The organism is Streptomyces mutabilis, assembly GCF_014649815.1.
Lineage (GTDB): Bacteria > Actinomycetota > Actinomycetes > Streptomycetales > Streptomycetaceae > Streptomyces > Streptomyces mutabilis.
The window spans coordinates 60,562-81,133 of sequence record NZ_BMTT01000003.1 but is presented as its reverse complement, the minus strand read 5'-3'; the positions used below and the strand labels follow the sequence as shown (position 1 = coordinate 81,133).

General features: G+C 71.4%; 16 protein-coding genes. 8 read left to right on the top strand and 8 right to left on the bottom strand.

Annotated elements, in window-relative coordinates; genetic code table 11:
* Positions 1-39: 39 nt before the first annotated feature.
* The 4 genes from IE142_RS08590 to lanKC form a co-directional block, all read right to left on the bottom strand.
* Positions 40-1,839 (bottom strand): ATP-binding cassette domain-containing protein, encoded by a 1,800-nt coding sequence (locus IE142_RS08590; RefSeq protein ID WP_191885130.1) that lies wholly within the window; start codon positions 1,837-1,839, stop codon positions 40-42.
* A complete protein-coding gene (locus IE142_RS08585; RefSeq protein ID WP_370466320.1) occupies positions 1,836-3,626 on the bottom strand; it encodes an ABC transporter ATP-binding protein in 1,791 nt (596 codons plus the stop codon). Before IE142_RS08585 ends, IE142_RS08590 begins: the two co-directional genes overlap by 4 nt.
* Positions 3,627-3,706: 80 nt before the next feature.
* Positions 3,707-3,835 carry a mycelium formation morphogenetic lantipeptide SapB gene (gene ramS, locus IE142_RS08580; RefSeq protein WP_018849360.1) on the bottom strand — a complete coding sequence of 43 codons (129 nt, stop codon included), beginning with the start codon at positions 3,833-3,835 and terminating at the stop codon, positions 3,707-3,709.
* A 53-nt stretch (positions 3,836-3,888) separates the two neighbouring features.
* Complete coding sequence (gene lanKC / locus IE142_RS08575) at positions 3,889-6,471, bottom strand: class III lanthionine synthetase LanKC (RefSeq protein ID WP_191885129.1); 2,583 nt, start codon at positions 6,469-6,471, stop codon at positions 3,889-3,891.
* Between the two features lie 413 nt (positions 6,472-6,884).
* Between lanKC and IE142_RS08570 the strand changes: the two genes are divergently transcribed.
* The 4 genes from IE142_RS08570 to IE142_RS08555 all read left to right on the top strand — a co-directional run bounded on the left by IE142_RS08570 (position 6,885) and on the right by IE142_RS08555 (position 10,307).
* A complete protein-coding gene (locus IE142_RS08570) occupies positions 6,885-7,244 on the top strand; it encodes a transposase (protein WP_191885128.1) in 360 nt (119 codons plus the stop codon).
* Positions 7,241-9,034, top strand: coding sequence for a protein kinase domain-containing protein (locus IE142_RS08565; protein WP_191885127.1), 1,794 nt, complete (start codon positions 7,241-7,243; stop codon positions 9,032-9,034). The genes IE142_RS08570 and IE142_RS08565 overlap by 4 nt, the downstream gene beginning before the upstream one ends.
* A gap of 243 nt (positions 9,035-9,277) precedes the next feature.
* The gene (locus IE142_RS08560; protein WP_229830297.1) at positions 9,278-9,574 is read left to right on the top strand and encodes a DUF6892 domain-containing protein; all 297 of its coding nucleotides are present in this window, start codon (positions 9,278-9,280) and stop codon (positions 9,572-9,574) included.
* A 415-nt stretch (positions 9,575-9,989) separates the two neighbouring features.
* On the top strand, positions 9,990-10,307 hold the full coding sequence (locus tag IE142_RS08555; RefSeq protein ID WP_191885126.1) for a hypothetical protein: 318 nt from the start codon (positions 9,990-9,992) through the stop codon (positions 10,305-10,307).
* Between the two features lie 444 nt (positions 10,308-10,751).
* On the opposite strand, the gene IE142_RS08550 is transcribed toward IE142_RS08555, so the two are convergent.
* Complete coding sequence (locus tag IE142_RS08550) at positions 10,752-11,777, bottom strand: LacI family DNA-binding transcriptional regulator (RefSeq protein WP_191885125.1); 1,026 nt, start codon at positions 11,775-11,777, stop codon at positions 10,752-10,754.
* Between the two features lie 123 nt (positions 11,778-11,900).
* Between IE142_RS08550 and IE142_RS08545 the strand changes: the two genes are divergently transcribed.
* From IE142_RS08545 to IE142_RS08535, 3 genes are all read left to right on the top strand, one after another.
* The gene (locus IE142_RS08545) at positions 11,901-12,752 is read left to right on the top strand and encodes a phytanoyl-CoA dioxygenase family protein (RefSeq protein ID WP_191885124.1); all 852 of its coding nucleotides are present in this window, start codon (positions 11,901-11,903) and stop codon (positions 12,750-12,752) included.
* Complete coding sequence (locus IE142_RS08540) at positions 12,745-14,169, top strand: sugar porter family MFS transporter (protein WP_191885123.1); 1,425 nt, start codon at positions 12,745-12,747, stop codon at positions 14,167-14,169. The genes IE142_RS08545 and IE142_RS08540 overlap by 8 nt, the downstream gene beginning before the upstream one ends.
* A gap of 288 nt (positions 14,170-14,457) precedes the next feature.
* Positions 14,458-15,312 carry an oxygenase MpaB family protein gene (locus IE142_RS08535; RefSeq protein WP_191885122.1) on the top strand — a complete coding sequence of 285 codons (855 nt, stop codon included), beginning with the start codon at positions 14,458-14,460 and terminating at the stop codon, positions 15,310-15,312.
* A gap of 121 nt (positions 15,313-15,433) precedes the next feature.
* On the opposite strand, the gene IE142_RS08530 is transcribed toward IE142_RS08535, so the two are convergent.
* Positions 15,434-16,735, bottom strand: a complete 1,302-nt coding sequence (locus tag IE142_RS08530) for an extracellular catalytic domain type 1 short-chain-length polyhydroxyalkanoate depolymerase (RefSeq protein ID WP_370466332.1) — start codon at positions 16,733-16,735, stop codon at positions 15,434-15,436.
* Positions 16,736-17,170: 435 nt separating this feature from the next.
* Complete coding sequence (locus tag IE142_RS08525) at positions 17,171-17,665, bottom strand: GNAT family N-acetyltransferase (protein WP_229830296.1); 495 nt, start codon at positions 17,663-17,665, stop codon at positions 17,171-17,173.
* A 168-nt stretch (positions 17,666-17,833) separates the two neighbouring features.
* Between IE142_RS08525 and IE142_RS08520 the strand changes: the two genes are divergently transcribed.
* Entirely contained in the window at positions 17,834-18,367 is a 534-nt protein-coding gene (locus IE142_RS08520; protein WP_191885120.1) for a GNAT family N-acetyltransferase, read from the top strand.
* 186 nt (positions 18,368-18,553) lie between these two features.
* On the opposite strand, the gene IE142_RS08515 is transcribed toward IE142_RS08520, so the two are convergent.
* Positions 18,554-20,452, bottom strand: a complete 1,899-nt coding sequence (locus IE142_RS08515; protein WP_191885494.1) for a CASTOR/POLLUX-related putative ion channel — start codon at positions 20,450-20,452, stop codon at positions 18,554-18,556.
* Positions 20,453-20,572 lie beyond the last annotated feature (120 nt).

The window sequence follows — 20,572 nt, the reverse complement described above, 5'->3', positions numbered from 1 at the left end:
CGGGGGCGTACGGACACCCGGCTCGCGAACCTCGCACCCTCAGGTACGGCTCCAGTGCCCCACCAAGTCGCGGTAGAGGGGGGAGCGTTCGAGCAGTTCCTCATGTGTGCCGTACGCCGCCCGGCTGCCGTCCAGCAGCAGTACCCGGTCGGCCCGGACCGCCGAAGACATGCGGTGGGCCACGACCAGCAGCGTTCCCGGACGCCGGGCCAGTGCCTTCTCGGCGTGCTCCTCCGACGCGGCGTCCAGGTGGCAGGTCGCCTCGTCGAGCAGGAGCAGCCGGGCGGGGGACAGGTAGGCGCGCGTCAGCACGATCAGCTGGCGCTCGCCCAGGGACAGCGCGTCGGGCCGCAGGGCCGCGTCGAGCCCGCCCAGCCGCTCGACGAGGGGCGCCGCGCCCAGCTCCAGGACGGCGGCCTCGACGGCGGCTTGGGAGGCGTCGGGGCGCAGGTACGTCAGATTGTCGCGGACCGTCCCGGTGAACACGTACGCCTGCTGGGGAGCCAGGACCCGCAGCGCGCGTAGCTCCGCCGGGAGGCGGCCAGTGACCTCCCTGCCGGCGATCCGCACGGTACCGGTCTGCGGTGTGCACAGGCCGGCGACGATCCGGGTGAGGGTCGACTTGCCGATGCCGCTGGGGCCCACGACGGCCACGTGTTCGCCGTCCTCGACACGCAGGTCCAGCGCGTCGAGAACCGGCTCCGCCCGGGCGCCGTACCGGAGGGTCACCCCGCACAGCTCCACCGCGGGAGCCGCCCGCGACCGGGCCGGAGCCGGCGGGCTGGGGATGGCCGCCCGCCACGCGAGCGGGGACGCACCGGCGACGGACGGGCTCGCCTCCGGGCCCGTGAACCGTTCCAGGACGACGAGCAGCCGGCTCCCCGCCGCGCCGATGGCGGTCATGAGGGTGTGCAGCGCCGGCAGCAGCGCCTGCGCGAGGTAGGTGAACGCCCCGAGCAGAGCGCCGGTGGTGACACCCCGTGCGCGCAGCCAGGGCACGGTCACCAGCAGGAGCAGCACGGGCAGCTGGGCCGCGATCCCGAGGGACACGGCGCGTACCGCGGCCCAGCGGGCGAGGACACGGGAGGTCGCCGCGGCACCCGCGACGAGGCGTGCTCCGTCCCTCGACACGTCCTGCTGGGTCCCGCACGCGGTGATGTCGCGCAGCGACCTCCGGACCCGCGCGGCGTGGTCGCCCAGCGCCTCGTCCGCCGCGAGGGCCCGCCGCTGGGCCGCCGCCATCGGACGCAGCGTCAGCAGGAACAGGGCAACACCCCCGGCCAACGGTGGCACGACGACCAGGAGGAGGGCCGGGTGCAGCGACAGCAGGCCGGCCAGTGCGCCGGCCGCCGTGAAGACGAACGAGCGCAGGGTGAGCACCAACCCGGCGAAGCTGTCCCGCACCATCTCCACCTGGTTGGTGAGCCGTGAGACGGCCGCCCTGTCCCCGCCGCCGGGCCGGGCCAGAGCGCGGGCCAGGGACCGGGCCACCGCCCGGTGCACGAGACGGTCACGCAGCGGTTCCGTCAGCCCGGCCAACTCGGCGAAGACCCCCCTGATCACCGGCGCTCCCAGCAGCACCGCACAGGCCGCCACGGCCAGCCAGCCGAGCCCCGCCGCGGTGTCACCGGCGAGGAAACCCCGGTCGAGGGCCTGGGCCACCCCGTAGCCGACCAGAAAGGTCTGGGCCGACTCGGCCACCGACCACGCCGCGAGCCGCGCGAGCACAGCCTTGCGTTCGGCGAGGAAACGACGGGCGGGCGGCCCGAGCCGGTGCTCGGCCCCCGATCGGCGGCGGGTGTCCGCCGCGCCTCGCCGGTCCCCGCCCGCGGGGGTCACGGCCGTGCCTCCCTCTGCAGTGAGCCGGCCCGCCCCGTGGCGGCCCCGTCGTCGCAGTCGTGTGAGGGTGCTCCGGCACCTTCCTCCCGGGCACCGAACACCGCCCGGTAGGCGGCCTCCTGCCACAGCAGCCGATGGGGGCCCACCGCCCGGACCCTGCCGTCCTCCAGCCAGACGACCAGATCGGCCCGTGCGGCCACCGACGGCCGGTGCGTCACGACCAGACGGGTGACGACGGAGGGGGAGCGCCGCTGTGCCCGCTCCACCGCGTGCTCTGTGGCGGTGTCCAGGCTGGAGGTCGCGTCGTCCATGACCAGCAGCCGGCCCGTGTGCGCGAACGCCCGGGCCAGCCCGAGACGCTGGTACTCACCGCCGGACAGCGGTGCCTCGGCGAGCGGTGTGTCGTAGCCCCGCGGCAGCCGGTGCACGAAGGCGTCGGCACCGGCGAGGCGGACGGCCGACCTGACCTGGTGACGGGAGACGACGCGAGGTCCGGCGGCCACCGCCTCCGCGACCGTGCACGCGCCCAGTTCCGGACGCGCGAAGGCGAAGCCCACCTCGGCGCGCAGGCACGTCCGGGTCAGCGAAACGAGAGGTGTTCCGTCCAGCAGGACCTGTCCCCGGTCGGGATCGACCAGTCGGCCGGCGACGGCGGCCAGGACGGACTTGCCGGAGCCGCTGCGCCCCACGACCGCGGCGGTCCGGCCGCCCGGCACCGTCAGCAGGTCCGCCCGCAGGACTTCCGTGCCGTCACGTGAGACCCGTACCCCGCGCAACTCGAGCGTGCCCGGCCCTCCCGGAGCAAGTGTCAGGGGCCCGTAGGAGAGGGCGGGCAGTCCCTCGAGACCGCGGGTGCGCTCCCGGGCCGAGCGTCCCCGGGCCACCGCACCGACCAGCGTGGCCGCGCCACCGATCCCCGCGGCCAGTTGCGCGTACCGGATGACCGCCAGCAACTCGCCGGCAGTGAGGGCACCCGATCCGAGCCTGAGCCCGCCCACGGCGGTGGCGGCCACGGTCAGCAGCGGAACGAGCACGCCGCCGGTGGCCAGCGCCCGCCCGTGCAGTCTCCACATGCGCTCACCGAGCCTGCCCAGTTCCGGCAACGGGCGCAGCACGCGCTCGCGTTCGCGGGCGGCGGTGCCGGCGGCGGCGACGGTTTCCGCGCCCTCGACGGCCTCCAGCAGCCGGGACGCGATGTCCGACTGCACCCGCTGGTAGGCCCCGACCGAAGTTCCCGTGTCCCGTGCGAACGCCCGCAGCACCGACGCCAGGGCGGGCAGCCCGACGAGGACGCAGACGGCGACCCACACATCGACGACGGTCAGCGCGACCAGGGCGCCGGCCGGTGTGACGAGTGAGGCCACGAGGGCGGCCCTGGCGGTCGGTGCGGCGCCCGCGTCCGAGGCGTTCAGGGTGAGCCGGGTCGCGACGTCACCGGGGGAGTGCGCGCGGGCGGCGTCGGGCACGGCGTGCAGGAGGCCCCGCAGTGCGCGGGAGCGGATGGCGGCGGTCCAGTCGGCGGTGCACCGGCCGGACAGGAATGCGGTGAGGCCGTCGAGCAGGATCTCGCCGACGAGCAGGGCGGCGCTCGCCGCGAGCCAGGGACCGGCGTCATGCCCGCCCAGCAGCAGGTCGAGGGTGCGGCCCAGGACGAAGGGCTGGGCGACGGCGGCGGCGGCCGCGGTGACCGAACACCCCAGTACCAGCAGTTCCGGGGCGCGCCCCGGGCCGGTGCCGGGCGGCTTGTCCACCGGAGGCGTCCGCCCCGGGACCGGAGCGATTCCCACCGGTCTGCCCCTCTCTTGATAGGCGCCGGCACGGTGGACGCGACACGCCGCGTCCACCGTGCCGGCCGGTTCGGGCGACGTCAGTTACACGTCGTCACGCTGAGGCTGCTGTCGCCGCAGAGCAGCAGGCTCGCGCGGCTGCCGGTCTCCACGTCGCCCATGGCCTCTTCCTTCGGGGTCTCCAGCGACTGCAGCTCGAACAGGTTCATATGATCTTCCTTTCGTACGACGGATTCTCTTCACGGCCCCGACGGGGGCCGGCTCATGGGCGCCGCCGGTGTCGCGGCGCGGGGAGGAACGGCAGACCGGCGGGCCGGTCGCCGTGGACGGAGGCGACGGCCAGCAGACACCCGGCCGTTCCGGTGGACAGGTCCATGGACAGACGCATCATCTGCTCACCAGGAAAGGCGAGGTGGCCGCGGTACGACATGGCGTGCCAGGTCAGCGCGTCGATCTGCCGTCGGATCGCCGCGGAGCCGGTTCCCGGGCCGGCGGCGGTCGTGCGCCCCAGGAAGAGCACCATGCCGGCCACCCCCCGGTACAAACCCGGCTGGGCGTAGAACATGGCCTGCGCCGCGCGTACGATCTCGGTCCGCGCCCGCTCGAACTGCTCGTCGGCGCGGTACGCGAGGTAGTCGTCGAGCACCATGCCGATGCCAACGCTCCCGGCGCCCAGGTACGGCATGGTGCGCCAGCCCTCGTCCACTTGGAGGGCTCCCCCCGCGCCGCGCACGCAGTGCGCAAGGTCCCGGCGCAGCGCGTCGCGCGCGAGGTCGAGCAGGCCGGCGTCGCCCGTGCGCTCGTACAGGCGCAGGAACAGCAGTGCACTGCCCGTCGCGCCGTACAGCAGTCCGGCCCGGCCGCGGCGGCCCGGCGCGTCCTCGGCCGGGTGGCGGGCACTCAGGTCGGCGCACCGTGTCGCCGCGTCGCGCAGGGCGGTGTCGCCGGTGCGGGCGGCCAGACAGTCCAGGGCGAGCCCGATCCCGGCCGTCCCGCTGTGGAGGTCCGTGGTGAGCCGGTCGAGCGGCTGCCCGATCAGGATCCGTGCCATTTCCATCGACCGGTCCCGGTGACCGAGGCGGTCGAGGACCCAGGCGGTGCCGGCAATCCCGTCGTGGAAGCCGAGCGGCATTCCCGAGGGCGGCTGAGCCGTCCGGTCGAGCAGCCACTCTTCCGCGGCCTCGTCGCGCTCCGCACCGCTCTCGGCCAGGGCGTACAGCACCCCGGCCGCTCCGTGGCCGAACGAGAGCCCGCCGCCCGCGGTGGCGAACTGGGCGACATCTCCCGGGAAGAGGCGGTCCTCACGCGAGGGCGTGGCCGACGCGCGGATGGCCGCCGTCATCGAGTCCCGGCTGCGGGGCCAGTCGCCGGGCGGGACCGGGACGAAGCGCCGGCCGGTGCGGCGGACGACCGGTCTCCTGGGAGGAGCACCGGTGATCTCGTCGACCGCCGCGTCCAGGAACGCGCGGGGCACGGGGAACTGCCGGGCGATCAGGTCGGCGAGGTGCTCCGCCTTGCGCCGGTCCAGAGCCAGCAGGCTCGTCAGCGGCAGGAAGAGAGCGAGGCGCAGACAGGCCAGCGCGTACCGATCCACGGCGGTGCCCCGTCGACCGGGAGGAGCCACGAACCCGGGGTGGGCCACGGTCTGGCGTCCCGGCTCGTCGACGTGGTGCGCGGCCTCGAAGTCCAGCAGGGCCACCCGTCCGTCGTCGCGGACCATGATGTTGAACAGGTGCAGGTCGTTGAAGACGACGCCCCGGGCGTGCACCTTCGACACGGCTCGCTCCACCTGGCGGTGGACGTCGAGCGCCCACTCGGTGTACTCGGCCAGCCGACGGTCGTCCGGTGCCGCCTCGATGAGCGGATGGCGCCGGGCGAAGAAGGTGTTGAGGGGCTTGCCGTCCAGGTGTTCGAGAACCAGGAAGTGGTGCTCGCCCACCACGAAGCGGTCCCGCACCTCGGGCGTGCAGGCCAGCCCGGACAACCGCTCGAGTGCTCGGTGCTCACGGTCCAGCCGCGCCACCGCGTCCGCTCCGTCGGCCGCCAGTCCGGCGTACGGGCGGGCTTCCTTCAGGACGACCGTCTCGCCGGTGCGGGTGTCGCGGGCACGGTAGACGCCACCGCCGTTCGAGAAGTGGATGGCCGACTCGACGGTGTACGGGACGCCGGTCATCGTGACCGTCGCCCGTGCGTCGAGGTGCGGCTTGAGGAAGCCGGGGACACTCACCCAGTCGGGTACCCGGAACACCGGTCCGCGGACGTCGGGCACCAGCTCGCCGGAGGGATCGGCGATGGCGGGCCGCAGTTCCCCTTGGTCGTCGTAGCAGTTGCGACGGGTGAAGCTGCCGTAGCGCACGTGCACCGGGCCGCCGCCGATCCGCAGGTCGCTCAGGATCTGCGGCCCGGGCTCGCCGTCCAGCAGGGCCGTCAGCTCGCCCACGGCCTGCTCGAACAGTGTCTCGTCCGCCGGGTACACCGTGACGAACTTCCCGCTGCCCGACCGGTCCGCGTACTTGGCGTTGCGTTGGTGCAGCAGGTAGCGGCTCGGGACGAACTTGAAGGCGACGGCGCGGTCGAGGCAGTACTCGCGTACCCGCGCCAGGACGGACTCGGCGTTGTCCAGGCAGGCGGACAGGTGGATCTTCCAGCCCTGTGCCGGCAGTACGGCGTCCACGGGACGCAGTGCGAGCCAGTCACCGATCTCGGTGCGTTGCCATCCCGGGGGCACCGGCAGGTCGGCGACCGCGTACCGGGTCCCGACGGTCGCCGTACCGGGAGCGGCACGGTGCGGCGCGTCGTAGAAGTGCGGGTCTGCGTCGCAGTACACGGCGTAGCCCTTGTTCACGCCTTCTCCCTCCACCGGTCGGTGACGGGTAAGACGTTGGCACGGGGCGCCTCACCGGCGACAGTCGCAGCTGTCACTTCTCCGACGTGCGGAACGCACAGGTAACTTGGGCGCTCACCCTCTACGGGGAGCTGCCGTCGGCGCCGGCCCGAGCGAGGCGCAGGCCGGCGAGCCCTCGAGCTCACCCGCCCACAACCTGACATCAGCAAGGTCCCCACCCATGGCCACACCAACGAACGAGCTGGCCACAGTCACGGCAAGCACCGTTGCAGTCGTTGGTTGGGCATGAATCGTCCCGGTCCGAGGGATCCGCCGTTGTCGGTGACCGATGCCCAGCGGGCCGTGTTGGAGGGCTGGATGCGGCGTCGTTCGTCGGCCCAGGTTCTGGCCTTGACTGCACTCAGTTCCAGACGGTGCTGGAAAAAGATCCGCGTTCCGCGGGGCGGTTCGGGCCGACCGCGCATGGAAACCCGACAGCCTTGCGGCCGACAAGGGGTACAGCGGCAGTCTGTGTCGCAGATACCTACGGCCGGGGCATTTGGCACACCATTCCGGAAAGGACCGGCAGCCAGACCGCCCGCCTGCGCAAGGGCTCACGCGGCGGACGACCATCCGGCTTCGACGAGAAGCACTACAAGAAGCGCCACACCGTCGAACGAGCGATCAACCGGATGAAGCAGTTCCGGGCCGTGGCCACTCGCTACGACGAGCGCGGCTACGTCTTCCTCGGCACCACCACCGCCGCAACTCTCGTCATCTGGGTCCGCGCATGATCATCTATCGCCCTGGAAGTCAGCATGTACATTGTCTCGTCGTGATCGAAAGTGTGGGCGGGCGCGTTGTCGCCGACAGGTACGTGCTCGCCGACCGGCTGGGCAGCGGCGGTATGGGCACGGTGTGGCGTGCCTGGGACCATCTGTTGCAGCGGACGGTGGCCGTAAAGGAACTCCATGCCGCAGGTGGGGGGTACGAGCAGCAGGCGTCGATGCGGCGTGTGCTGTCGGAGGCGCGGGCGATCGCCCGGGTGACGCACGTGCATGTCATCGACATCTACGATCTGGTGGAGTTCGACGGTGGTCTGTGGATTGTCATGGAACTGGTGCCGGGTGGCTCGCTGAGCGAGCGAGTGCGATCGAGCGGGCCCTTGTCACCGGTGGAGACAGCCCGCGTCGGCCTGGAAATCCTGTCCGCGTTGGGGGCGGTCCACGCGGCCGGTGCGCTGCACCGTGACGTGAAACCGGCCAACGTGCTTCTGCGCGCGGACGGCAGCAGCGTGCTCACCGACTTCGGTATCGCCGCCCTGTCCGGTCACACAGGTCTCACGGGCACGGGGGCCGTGGTCGGCTCGCCCGAGTACATGGCCCCGGAACGCCTGCGCGATCAGCCCGTCGGACCGGCCAGCGACCTGTTCTCCCTCGGTGTCACCCTGTGCTTCCTCGCCTCCGGTCGCACCCCCTTCGCCCGCGGGGACCTCACGGCCACCTCGTTCGCCGTCGCCTTCGAACCGCCCTCCGTCCACGTCCCCGGCCCGCTGGGCGACGTCATCGAGCAGTTGCTGGACAAGGACCCCGCCAAGCGCCCGTCCAGCGCGCAGCTCACAGACGCGCTGCAGTCGATCGTCGACGGCGCTCCCCCAACGGTGCAGGCGACATTGCGGCAGCCGGTGCAGCCTGCACGCGCGAACAGGCGCCGCACGGCGACCGCAAAGGCGAACCGGCACCGCATGGCAATCACAGGGGCGATCGCCGTGATGGCGCTCGTCGCCGGAGCGGGCGTGACCGCATACGTCGTCGGGGACGACTCCGAGTCCGGCAAGCCCAAGCAGACCGGGCAGATGTCCTCTGGTGACCATGCAGTCTCGCGTGTGGATGCGGTGATGCCGGTTCCGGGTGTGCAGGGCAGGGTCTGGGTGTTCTCCGGCAGCGAGTACATGGTCGTCGAGGTGGGCGGGGACCCGGCGTCGGCGCGGCGGGTGAGTGGGCCTGCCCCGATCGCGCAGTGGCGCAAGACGTTCGGCGGCCTGGACCGCTTCACGAACAAGATCGACGCAGTCCTGTCGGTTCCGGGTGACGACCATCGCTTCTGGGTCTTCTCCGGCGACCAGTACCTGCTCGTCCACACCGCGGGCGACCGCTCCGGCAAGGGCCGCCTTCAGGAACCACGCCCCCTCACCGACTGGAGCAACAGCCTCGGCGGGGCCCCGGGCTTCTCGCATCGTGTGGATGCGGTGATGCCGGTTCCGGGTGTGCAGGGCAGGGTCTGGGTGTTCTCCGGCAGCGAGTACATGGTCGTCGAGGTGGGCGGGGACCCGGCGTCGGCGCGGCGGGTGAGTGGGCCTGCCCCGATCGCGCAGTGGCGCAAGACGTTCGGCGGCCTGGACCGCTTCACGAACAAGATCGACGCAGTCCTGTCGGTTCCGGGTGACGACCATCGCTTCTGGGTCTTCTCCGGCGACCAGTACCTGCTCGTCCACACCGCGGGCGACCGCTCCGGCAAGGGCCGCCTTCAAGAACCACGTCCCCTCACCGACTGGCCGTCCCTGGGACCCTTCCGAACGGATTGAACCAGCCAGGCTGGACACTGGAACCGAACGCGGCGGGTCACGACATTCGCCGACCCGCGAGGAAGACCGAGCTCCGGGAGGTACGACCGCCGTCGATGATCGCCCGGACAGCTCCTGGAAGGTGCGCGTGGCCTTGTTCAGGGACTTCGGCTTCAAGCTCATCGTCGTCGAGCAGCTGATGTACATCGATGAGAGGCTCCCCCCGGTTCAGCCTCGCCGATCTCCTGAAGGAACATGGGTTCGGTGACGACCCCTGGGAGTGCGCAGCAGCACGGTCTGACGTACCAGGTCGTGCCCGAGGCACGCAGCTACTTCGCATCGTCGGAAATCAGCGAGGAGCTCCTGGCCGGTGTCGAGGAGCTGTGCATGGACGGCGGTAACCAGGTGTACCGAGAATGCGCCCCGGTCTGGGACGGCGAGGACGATCTGTTCGACGTCGCTTCCCTCGACGACCTCGTGCTGCTGCCTAACCTCCGGCGCGTCCTCGGATCCGACTCCTGGCCCCTGAGTTGCGGAATGTCCTCGGCGCCCGCGGCATAGTCGCCGACTAGCTATTGCGGGCCAGGAGGGTGGTGACGCAGAGCACTTCCCGTGAGGGTGCTTCAACGGGCATCGGTCGGGCAGCGCCGGGCCATGTCGAGTCCTGAGTCAGACAAGGTGGGGCCTTCGGTCATCCCGTCAGCCCCCTGCACCCCTGGGTTCGAGGCCTGTCTCCGCACCGCCTCGTACGGTGGGACGTACGCCCGCTCGGCGCTGGCCGAGGTGACGAGCCGGGGAACGAGTAGAGTGCCCTCAGGGGCGGGTCGCCATCTGACCCGAGAACAACGGCAGCGGCCGTCGCCGCCGCCCGTGACCGGTAGTGTGGGCGACGCCGGTCAGCGGTGTCCGGCGGGGGGAGGGCGTGGTGGACGGCGGAACGACGCGAGTGGGCCCGGGGCGCGGGCGGGGCGAACGGTTGACCGAAGGACTGACCGTGGCCGTGTCGGCGGCCCTTGCGCTTGTCCTGCTGGCCGGTCCGGCGATCGTCTTCGGCATGTCTTCCTGGCACTCGGTCACTGAACCCGGTACCACCACTTTCAGCCGGTTCGTGGCGCCGGTGATTCTCCTGTCTCTCGTGGCGCTGCCGTTCGTCTCGGCCGGTGCGGTGTTCCGCTCGGGCCGGCGCAGGAACAAGGAGCGACTGGGTGCAGCAGTCCCGGCGGCGCTGACGCTGCTGGGCTCGTCCGTCATTCCGCTGGCAGCCTTCTGCCTCCTCCTGGTGCACGCGAACTGACGCGCCCGTAGCGGGCAGCTCCCGTCGGCCCGGACAGCCCCTTTCCCGGGCTGAAACCGCGGCAGTTGACCAAGCTGGTCGCCGAGGAACGCCACCCGGCGATGTTTCCCACATTGTTCCGGGCGGTACCCCCACAGCTCCGCGTGGTCACTGGACGATCCGGCACTGGAAGGGACGTTGGCGTGCTGCCCCGACTCGAACGCTACCTGCTTCAGGCTTCCCGCTCATCCATTTGATCATCGGTGGCTCCGGCAACACGGCCTTCCTGGTCGGCGGTGTGTTCTTCCTGTTTCCCCAGCCTGGAACGAGTCGCCTTGTGGCTGTTCGTGGCGGGATCGCTGGGCATGTTCCGCGGCCCCCGCTCACGCGCGCCCACCCAGCCCGGGAACTTCCGTCGGGGACCTCGGCCCAAGAGGAGAGGCCGTCGATGCGGCGGCAGGTGGTTCAGGCCGCCCGCGTCCCCGGTGCGGTGCTGCCCCGTACGACAAGCCGGTGCGGGATGGTGAGGTCCGAGGGGGGGACCTCGTTGTCCGGGCTGTAGATGCGGTCGGCGAGGCACTGGAGGGCTCGCTGGGCGATCTGGCGTTTGTCGGGGGAGACCGTGGTCAGCGTGGGGTGGCTGTAGCGACCGTCCTCGATGTCGTCGAACCCGACGACCGCCAGCTCCTCCGGCACCCGCACCCCTCGCGCGTGTGCCATGTGCAGAACGCCCAGGGCGAGTTCGTCGGTGAAGGCGAACACCGCGTCGGGGGCGGCGTCCCCGTCGAGCAGTTCGGCCATGGCCCGCGCGCCGTCCTCCCGGTGCAGTGCGCCCACCGGTCGCTCCCACTGGACCTCGGGCGTGACGCCCGCGCGGCGCAGTGCCCTGCGGTAGCCCTCGGCGCGCTGTTCGGCCGTGCCGTTGTGCAGGTGCGGCTGCAGGCCGATGGCGGCGACGCGGCGGCGTCCGAGCGTCAGCAAGTGGGTGGTCGCCTCGTCGGCGGCGGCCACGTTGTCCACCGCCACGCGGTCCGCCCGTCCCTGGGGGCTGCGCTCACCGAGCAGCACCACGGGCAGCGGGCGGGCGATCTCGGCCACTTCCCGGGCCTGGAGCGCCCACGGGCTGATGATGAGGCCGTCCATCACCCGGCCTCCGTCACCCTTGAGCAGCCGCCGTTCCGCCTCGGCGTCCCCGTGTGTCTGGTCGATGATCACGGTCCACGACCGGCGTCCCGCCTCGTCCACCAGGAGCCCGGCGAGCTCGCCGAAGTAGGGGGAGTGCAGCTCGGGGATGGCGAGACCGATGATGCCGGTGCGGCCGGCCCGCAGACTGCGGGCGGCGAGATTGGGGCGGTAGCCCAGTTCGTCGATCGCCTCCTGAACCCGCCGACGGGTCTCCTCGGAGACGCGGGCGGTTCCGTTCACCACGTTGGACACGGTGCGCGCCGAGACTCCGGCGCGGGCGGCTACGTCTTTCAGGCTGCTGCTCACCCGCACATCGTGGCATGCCGTGCCATGCGCGCCAAGATCGGTTCAGGCGAGGTATTGCCACGTTGAATTCAACGATGCAACATGTGCGGGTCAGGTTCGACTGCACGTGCAAGGAGGCACCGCATGAGTCCGCACGCCTACCCCGGAATCGCCCCGGCCGACCTCGACGTTGACGTGACGGCCGACGTCGAGGCCCTGTACGCGGACGGCATCACGGCCCGCAAGGGCGCCTTCACTCCCGAGTGGGCCGATCAGCTCCGCGAAGACATCGATGCGGCGTTCCAGGAGGCCCTGACCCGGCCCGGCGGCGCCGTGGGACGCGGACCGCACCGCTACTACGTGGAGATCCACCCCGAGCAGCTGCGCGGCTTCGTCGACCTCGTGGACCACCCCTGGGTGCGCTCCGTCTGCACCGCCACGCTCGGCCCCGACTACCGCATCGTCGAACTCGGCTTCGACGTGCCGCTCGAGGGAGCCGTCAACCAGCCCTGGCACCGCGACTTCCCCATGCCGGAGGAGACCCGCGCCGAGCGGCGACTGACCTCCCTGGCCTTCAACGTGACGGCAGTCGACACCGAGGAGGACATGGGGCCCTTCGAAATCGCGCCGGGCACGCAGTGGGACGACAGCCCGGATTTCGGCCACGGCATGTTCCCGCCCCGGCCGCACTACCCGCGCTACGAGGAGCTGGCGGTGCGCAAGTACCCGCAGCGCGGCGACATCTCGGCGCGCACCGCGCTGACCATCCACCGCGGCACCGGGAACAACTCCTCCAAGTCCCGCCCCGTGCTGGTCCTCGGCGTCGACGGCCCCGAGGCCGACAACGGCGACCGGCACGACACGGCCGTCACCCGCGCCTACTGGGAGACCCTGCCCGAGCGGGTCCGCCGCCACCTCGACTGCCCGGTCGTCGACGTGCTGGAACCGGTGACGCAGAAGCACACCATCGAGGGTCTGGTCATGGGCGATGCCTGAGCTCGCCACGACGCCCGGCCCCGCCGAGGAGGCCGCCGGCGACTCGCGGGAGGTGCCCGCCGCCGTCTACGCTGTGTCGGCCGTATCGGCCCTGGGCGGTCTGCTCTTCGGCTACGACACCGGCATCATCTCCGGTGCCCTGCTGCACCTGCGCGACGACCTCGACCTGACCTTCCGTCAGCAGGAGATCATCGTCAGTGTCATCCTGCTCGGCGCCATGGTCGGAGCGCTGCTCGCCGGCCGCCTGGCCGTACGCCACGGCCGCCGCAAGGTCGTCATCGGTGTCGCGGTGGTCTTCGCAGCGGGTGCCGCCGCGGCCGCCGCTGCACCCGGCACGGGCAGCCTCATCGCCGCGCGCTTCGTCCTGGGGCTGGCCGTCGGCGGCGCCTCCAACATGGTGCCGGTGTACATCGCGGAGGTCGCGCCCGCCCGGATCCGCGGCCGGCTGATGGTGCTGTTCCAGTTGATGGTCGCCTGGGGCCAGCTCATCGCGTACGTCTGCGGCTGGGCCCTGTCGGACACCGGCGGCTGGCGACTGATGTTCGGTCTGGCGGTCCTGCCGGCCGTGGTCCTCGGCGTCGGCATGCTGTTCATGCCCGAGAGCCCCCGCTGGCTCGTCGAGCGCGGTCTGCGTGAAGAGGGAGCGACGGTTCTCACCCGGCTCCGGCCGCCCGGCACGGACGTCGGCCGCGAGATCGACGAGATCACCGAGGTGGCCGCGGCCACGCCCGCCGGCGGCTGGCGCGACCTGCGGCAGCGCTGGCTGCGCCCCGCGCTGCTGATCGCCGTCGGCATCGCGGCCTTCTCTCAGCTCACCGGCATCAACGCCGTGGTCTACTACGCACCGACAATCCTCGTCGACGCGGGGTTCGGCGACTCGGTCGCGCTGCTCACCGGTATCGGTATCGGCGTGATGCTGGTGATCGCAGGTGTGGTCGGCGCCATCGCCGTGGACCGAGTGGGTCGCCGGCGCGTCATGCTGTGGTTCCTCCCCGGCTCCGGCCTCGCCATGGCGGTCATGGCGTTGGCCTTCCTCGGCGGCCCGGAGGGCTCGGCGGCCCAGCGGTGGACAGTGATCACCGCGCTCTTCGCGTACATCCTGTTCAACGGCATCGGGATCCAGGCGGTGGTCTGGCTCATCGGCCCGGAGATCCTGCCGTTGAGCGTGCGCGGTCCGGCGACGAGCCTGGCCACGGTCACCCTGTGGGGGGTCGACCTGCTGATCGCGGTGACCGCCCTGACGGCCATCGAGGCGATCGGCCGCTCCGGGACGTTCTTCGTCTACGCACTGATGAACGTCGCGTGCATCGTGTTCGTGGCGGCGAAGGTGCCGGAGACCAGGGGGCGGTCCCTGGAAAGCATCGAACGCGCACTGAAGCGCGGTGGATCCTTCCGGAAGTCGCTCGAACTCCCCTGAGAGACCAGCACCGCTTCCGTCCGTAGCCGGCCCCGTCTTCCGTGCCCGTCCACGGCGGACGGGGCTGTGCGCGTCGACGGGCTGACCGGTCGATGACGGTACGTCGATCTGACGGCGTCCGAGACGATCAGGATCGTCTTGGGGGAGTAGCTGAGTCTCGCCCCGCCCGATGGTCGGCTGCCGGACGCCGGCGCACTCGCGGGAGTTTCGGGCACGGACATGACAGAGAACACGACAGCTGTCGGGTTCCAGGCCATCCTGGGTACTGGAAGCAGGGTGGAGGCGACCATGCTGACTGAGCTGCGCGAGCATGTGGGCAAGTTCCTGTTCGAGCGGGTGGCGGGCCCCGACGGACCGGCCACACGGGCGCGTATCCACGACACCGCGGGTCCTCGCTGGTTCGCTCCCGACCGCCCCATACGCGCTGTCCACGGCGATGCCTCGATGTTCATCGGCGGGATCAGCGCCCTGCTGCTGCAATCACTGCACCCGCTCGCCATGGCGGCTGTCGCCGCCCACTCGGGCTTCCGGGGCGACCCGTGGGGCCGATTGCAACGCACCAGCACGTTCCTCGCGGTCACCACGTACGGAACCGCCGACGACGCCCAGCGAGCGGTCGACCACGTTCGCGGCATCCACGAGCGCATCCGCGGCAGCACCGCGGAGGGTCTGACCTATCACGCCGCCGACCCGCACTTGCTCGGATGGGTCCACGCCGCCGAGACCGACAGCTTCCTCCGCGCCCATCAGCGCTACGGGGCCCGCCCCCTCGACGACGCGGACTACGACGCCTACGTCGCCGACACCGCCCGAGTGGCTGAGGCACTGGGAGTGATCGACCCTCCCCGCGACCGGCACGACCTGTCCGAGCGCCTCTCCGCCTACCGGCCGGAACTGCGGGCCACCCCTGAGGCCAGGGCCGTCGCACGCTTCCTCCTGCTGCAACCACCTATTCCCCTCGTAGCACGGCCGCTGTACGCCGGACTCGCGGCGAACGGCGTGGCCTGCCTCCCGGCGTGGGCCCGAGAGGCGTTGAAACTGCCAGGCATGCCGGTCGTCGAGGACCTCGCCCTACGCCCCGTCGGCCGTGTCCTGACAGGCGCCATCCGCTGGGCCATGACCCCGCCACCGACGAGTCCGTAACGCGGCACGGCCGCCCTGCTGGGTGGCGGGCCGTTCTCCGCCTCCCCGTCGGACCAGCCCGCCATGACGGCCGCGCAGCGGCGGACGCCGGGCGGCGCCTGCGGTCCCGACTGGTTCCGCGTCAGGGGCAGGACCCGTCCACGACGGTGTAGTAGCCGGCAGGCGACTCCCTCAGGGTGTGAGTGACGAACGTGTTGTACAGGCCCATGTTCTGGCCGGAACCCGCGGCGTAGGTGTAGCCACCCCTGGTCGTGGCGCGGCCCGCCTGCACGTGGGCGTAGTTGTCGGCCGTCCAGCAGGTGGCCGCGGCGCCGGTGGTCCTGGCCGTGAGCGTGCCGGAGAGTTGCCCGGTCCTGCCGTCGGCGTCACGGGCGGCCACCGTGTAGGTGTGGGTGGAGCCCGCGGTGAGCCCGGTGTCGGTGTAGGAGACCGCATCGGACGTGGTGATCCGGGTACCGTCGCGGTAGACGGCGTAGTCGGTGGCGCCGTCCACCGGGTTCCAACCGAGGCTGACAGTGGTGTCGGTGGCGCCGGTGGCGGCCAGTCCGGTCGGAGCGGGCAGCGTGCCGGGCTGGGGCTCGGAGTCCTCCAGGCCGAAGAACCGCACGATCCAGTAGCTGGAGCAGATCGAATCCAGGAAGTAGGAGGCCCCGGTGCTGCCGCACTGCTGGGGACCGTTGCCCGGGTCGACCGGGGTGCCGTGCCCGATGCTCGGGACGCGGTTCACCTCGACGGCCACCGAGCCGTCGCCGGTCAGGTACTCCTCGTGCCGGGTGGAGTTCGGGCCGATGACCGAGGTGCGGCCAGGGGTCTGGGACAGGCCGTGCAGCGCGGTCCACTGGTCGCGCAGCTCGTCGGCGTTGCGGGGTACCACGGTGGTGTCGCGGTCGCCGTGCCAGACGGCCACGCGCGGCCACGGACCGGACCACGAAGGGTGAGCGGCGCGGACCCGCCCGGCCCACTGGGCCGGGGTGAGGTCCGTTCCGGGGCTCATGCACGAGTAGGCGCTGATGACGTCGTCGGCACAGCCGTAGGGCAGGCCGGCGACGACGGCGCCGGCGTGAAAGACGTCCGGGTAGGTCGCGAGCATCACCGTGGTCATGGCGCCGCCGGCGGACAGGCCGGTGACATAGACGCGCCGCGCGTCCGCGCCGTAGGCGGAGACGGCGTGCGCGGCCATCTGGCGGATGGAGGCAGCCTCGCCCTGGCCCCTGCGGTTGTCACCGGTCCGGAACCAGTTGAAGCACTTGTTGAGGTTGTTCGAGGAGGCGGTCTCCGCGAACACCACCAGGAACCCGTACCGGTCGGCGATCTCGGGCAGGCCCGAGTGGTCGGCGTAGCCCTGGGCGTTCTGCGTGCACCCGTGGAGGGCGAAGACCACCGCCGGATTCGCGGGCAGGGACGTGGGCCGGTAGACGTACATGCTCAGCTGGCCGGGATTGTCACCGAAGCCCGTGACCCTGGTCAGACCGGCCGCCGCTCGGGCGGCCGGTGCCGGACCGATCAGGACCGCTGTGAGCACGAGGGCCACGACGGCCACCAGACGGGACAGCACTGCACGCCGCACGCGGTTCGCCGGACGTGACAACGGCTCGGCGGGCAACGCGGAAGAGACATGGTTCGGCGGGGTGACGGCTTCTCGCAGCGGCGGCAATCGCACGGCGGCTCCTTCGGCGTTCGGGGGACACCGGGGCGCTCCGTCGGCGTGGAACGGCGGATCTGCCCGGTGCCCGGCACCTTAGGGGTGGCTCAACACGCAACGGTATGGCACCGGACGCCACCAACCCGCCCGTCACGGTGTGCGCACGGACGGGTTGTGCCGCCCCGCTTCGTCTGCTAGTTGACTAGGACAACGGGGTCACGTCGGCAGTTGCGGGATCAGGAACTCCAGCTCGGGCCGGTCCCACGCCACCGCGGGCGGGTTTGCGGGGGCGGTTCCGGTGGGCAGGGCGCCCACACTGCGGTAAAAACCTTCGGCCGGAGGATGCGACACCACCCGGACACGGTCCAGCCCTGCCGCGCGGGCCTGGGTCTTCATGTGGTCGACAAGCAGCCGCCCGATGCCGCGGCCCTGCGTACCGTCGTGGACGAAAAGCAGGTCCAGCTCCGGCGGCACGAGGACCAGCGCATAGAAGCCGAGCACCCGGCCCGAGACATCATCGGCGTCGACGGCTACGAAGACCTGGTGGTTCTCGATGTAGTCGGGCCCGACACGGTAGCCGGAGACCATCGCCGCGTACTGGCCTTCGTAGGCACGCGAGCCGCGCACGAGCCGCGTGAGCCGCTTGGCGTCCCGGGCGACCGCCCGGCGTACGAAGGTGCCGCCTCGTACGGACGCGATACTCGATTGCACATGGAGCATCCTACGCGTCCGGGAGGGGCCGGGACCTCCGCGCTCCGCGCCGGAGGCGGCTCCCGGTGCACCAGGAGGGGCCGGGCCACCAGCCGGCCCGATCGCTGCGGTGACCTGGGTACGATGCCGCGGTTCGCGTTCCGGTCGCCGGATCGGCAGGATGGGAGCATGACCGAGATCCGCACGCCTCGTCTCCTTCTGCGCCGCTGGTTGGACGACGACCTTGCTCCACTGTCCGAGATCCATGCCGATCCGGTGGTGATGCGGAACATCGGTGACGGCAGACCGCGCTCGACCGGGCAGACCGCCGGGGACATCGAGGCGTGGGAGGAGGAGTGGGACGACGAAGGATTCGGAGTGTTCGCGGTCGAGTTCCTGGGGTCCGGCGAACTGGCGGGTGCGGTGGGGCTGTCCGTGGCCGCCGAGCCGGCCGAGGCAGCCGGTCAGGTTGCGATCAGCTGGCGGCTGGGACGGGTGTTCTGGGGGCAGGGATACGCCTCCGAAGCAGCGCACGCCGCTTTGGAGTTCGCCTTGCAGGACCGCGGTCTCGAGCGGGTGATCGCCGTATTGCGCCCGGGTGACAGTGCCTCCGCGGCTGTGGTCGACAAGCTTGGCATGCAGGCGGAAGGCGCCGTACGGCACCCGGTCCACGGCTACGACCTGCAAATGTTCGGAATCGACCTGACGCAGTACCAGGAATAGGGCGCGGGGGCCGCGGTCCGTACGGCACCGCGAGGAGGGTCACGTCCCGCCCGCCTTGGCCGAAGCCCGTGCGGCCACCTCGATCAGTCGGTCGCGGTCGCGGCGCACGTCGGCGCCGGGCAGCCGGAGGCTGAGCGCAGGCATTCGACCTACCGGTGCTGAGCAGCCCCCCGTTCGAGCCCTTCGTCAGTCCTTGCCGATGACGACCACCTCGTCCAAGGCCGTCCACCGGCGCCGCTCGCGTTTGGGCGGATTGATCCGCACGCCGTAGCCGGGACTCGTCGACGAGTCATCGTGGCTTCGGTAACCGATGGCGCATTCGCCGCGACGGCGTGCCGCGGCCACGACCGTGGCGAAATACGTCTCACTCCCCGGCAGCACGTAATCAGTCGCCGGCCGCAGGCGAACCCCGGTCCCTTCGGCGGAGAACAGTTCCTCGAACACCGCTGCCAGATGCCGGTTCTGAGAGATCTGGGACATGAGCAGGCCGATGAGCTTGCCGCTGATGATCACGTCGGCCCCGGGGCTGATGGGGGCCAGCGCCCGGTTTCGATCGTCGATCAGTTCGGTGACGAGCGGCAGTTCGCGCCCGGTGGCTTCTTCCAGTCGGCGCAGCAGCAGAAGGGTGACGAGCGTGCGATTGTCGGGATCGTCCGGCGGTTGTCCAGGAACGGGGTCGCGGCCCAGTACGATCACGCTGTCGTAGGAGTGGACGTCCAGGTGTCGCAGGGTCTCGGGACGGGTGATGTCCCCGTGGTGCAGTGCCAGGCTCAGGCCGTTCCCGCTGTCCGCGTCGGCCTCGCTCACCTGTCGGATCGTCGCTTCACCCCGTTCCGCCACCACGTCGACGGTGGAACCGGGCCGGGCGCGTCGGTGCAACTGGTCGATCATGAGTGGCGCTCGACGGTTCCAGCCCAGTAGAAGAACCCGCTCCGCCGGCGCGGGCGTCGAAGGGCGGGATGCCATCGCGGCTTGCTCGGCCAAGTCCGCACAGTCGTCCAGCCAGGCCGTGTCGTCGTCACGGGTGATGACGACGAGCAGGTCGTCCGGGGCGATCGGCGTCTCCGGCGGCGGGTTGAGCAGAGGGGTGGCGCCTCGCATCAGCCCGACGACGCTCGACGTCGAGTAGGACAGGAGAGCGTCGCCGAACGGGCGGCCGGTCAGGGACGGCTCGCTGAGCAGATAGAACTCGTCTCCGGCGAAGTCCAGGAGCTCCTGATGTACGAGGGAGATCCCGGGGCGGCGGGCGGCCTGGACGATCAGCCGGGCGGTGACGGTGTCGCTCTCCAGGACGACGCCGCCGGGTCCGGCGGCGAGACTGGCGGCCAGGCGGTACTGGTTGTCCCGGACGGCGGCGACGACGGGCGGACGTGGCTCCGCCCCGGCCAGTGCGGCCCGGAGCGCCAGCAGTGTCTTCACCACCTCCGCGTCGGCGTCGGGCTCGTCAGGGGGCATGACCAGCACGACACCGGCCGTGGCCGGGCTGCTCAGCGGCAACACGGCCGGGTCGGTGGTGGGGCCGCTGCGGCAGATGAGCCGCGTACGGCCGAAGGAGCCCACCTTCGTGCTCAGTGCCTCCTCCATGACGGTCTTGTCCCGGTCGGCCAGCACCACAACCGCCGCGCCGCGCTGGTTGGCGTTGGCGGTCACCAGCTCGCTCACCACCGTGAAGACCTGCTCCGACCATCCCAGGACCACGGCGTGCCCCTGTTCGAGTACGGTGGAACGGCCCCGCCGCAACGAGGTGAGCCGCTCCGTCAGCGCCGTCGTGATCAGGCCGACGAGCGTGGAGACGAACAGCAGAGTGACCAGCGCGAGCAGCACCGACATCAGCGCCCGCAGCGGTGTACCCGTCGCCCCGCCCAGCCGCAGTGTCTCCCCGGTGAGACGCCATACCTCCGCCAGCCGGTCCGCGAGGGACGGCGGGGCATCAGGGTCGGTCCACACCAGCACCGCACTGGTCGGCACGACGACGGCCAGGCACAGCAGCGCCATCCAGCCCACGAGAGCGGCGGCACCGCGGGCCAGGGTGCTGTCGAACCAGTAACGGGCTCTGTCACCGAACGGAGTCCGCCGCTGCCCCACCATTCCCCCCTTCCGTCTCCTCGTGCTCTCACGAGGTCACGTCACCACATGGGCGCCCGGGCCTGCCGGAGAGCGCGGACGTGGACACGCAAGTCGCAGTGTGGGGTACCGATCCGGACG

Excerpts from the sequence above, each read along its gene's own strand:
- IE142_RS08540 (WP_191885123.1), top strand. The coding sequence starts at position 12,745 with ATGCCTGAGCTCGCCACGACGCCCGGCCCCGCCGAGGAGGCCGCCGGC.
- IE142_RS08535 (WP_191885122.1), top strand. The coding sequence starts at position 14,458 with ATGCTGACTGAGCTGCGCGAGCATGTGGGCAAGTTCCTGTTCGAGCGG.
- IE142_RS08565 (WP_191885127.1), top strand. The coding sequence starts at position 7,241 with ATGATCATCTATCGCCCTGGAAGTCAGCATGTACATTGTCTCGTCGTG.
- IE142_RS08530 (WP_370466332.1), bottom strand. The coding sequence starts at position 16,735 with ATGTACGTCTACCGGCCCACGTCCCTGCCCGCGAATCCGGCGGTGGTC.
- IE142_RS08520 (WP_191885120.1), top strand. The coding sequence starts at position 17,834 with ATGACCGAGATCCGCACGCCTCGTCTCCTTCTGCGCCGCTGGTTGGAC.
- ramS (WP_018849360.1), bottom strand. The coding sequence starts at position 3,835 with ATGAACCTGTTCGAGCTGCAGTCGCTGGAGACCCCGAAGGAAGAGGCC.
- IE142_RS08545 (WP_191885124.1), top strand. The coding sequence starts at position 11,901 with ATGAGTCCGCACGCCTACCCCGGAATCGCCCCGGCCGACCTCGACGTT.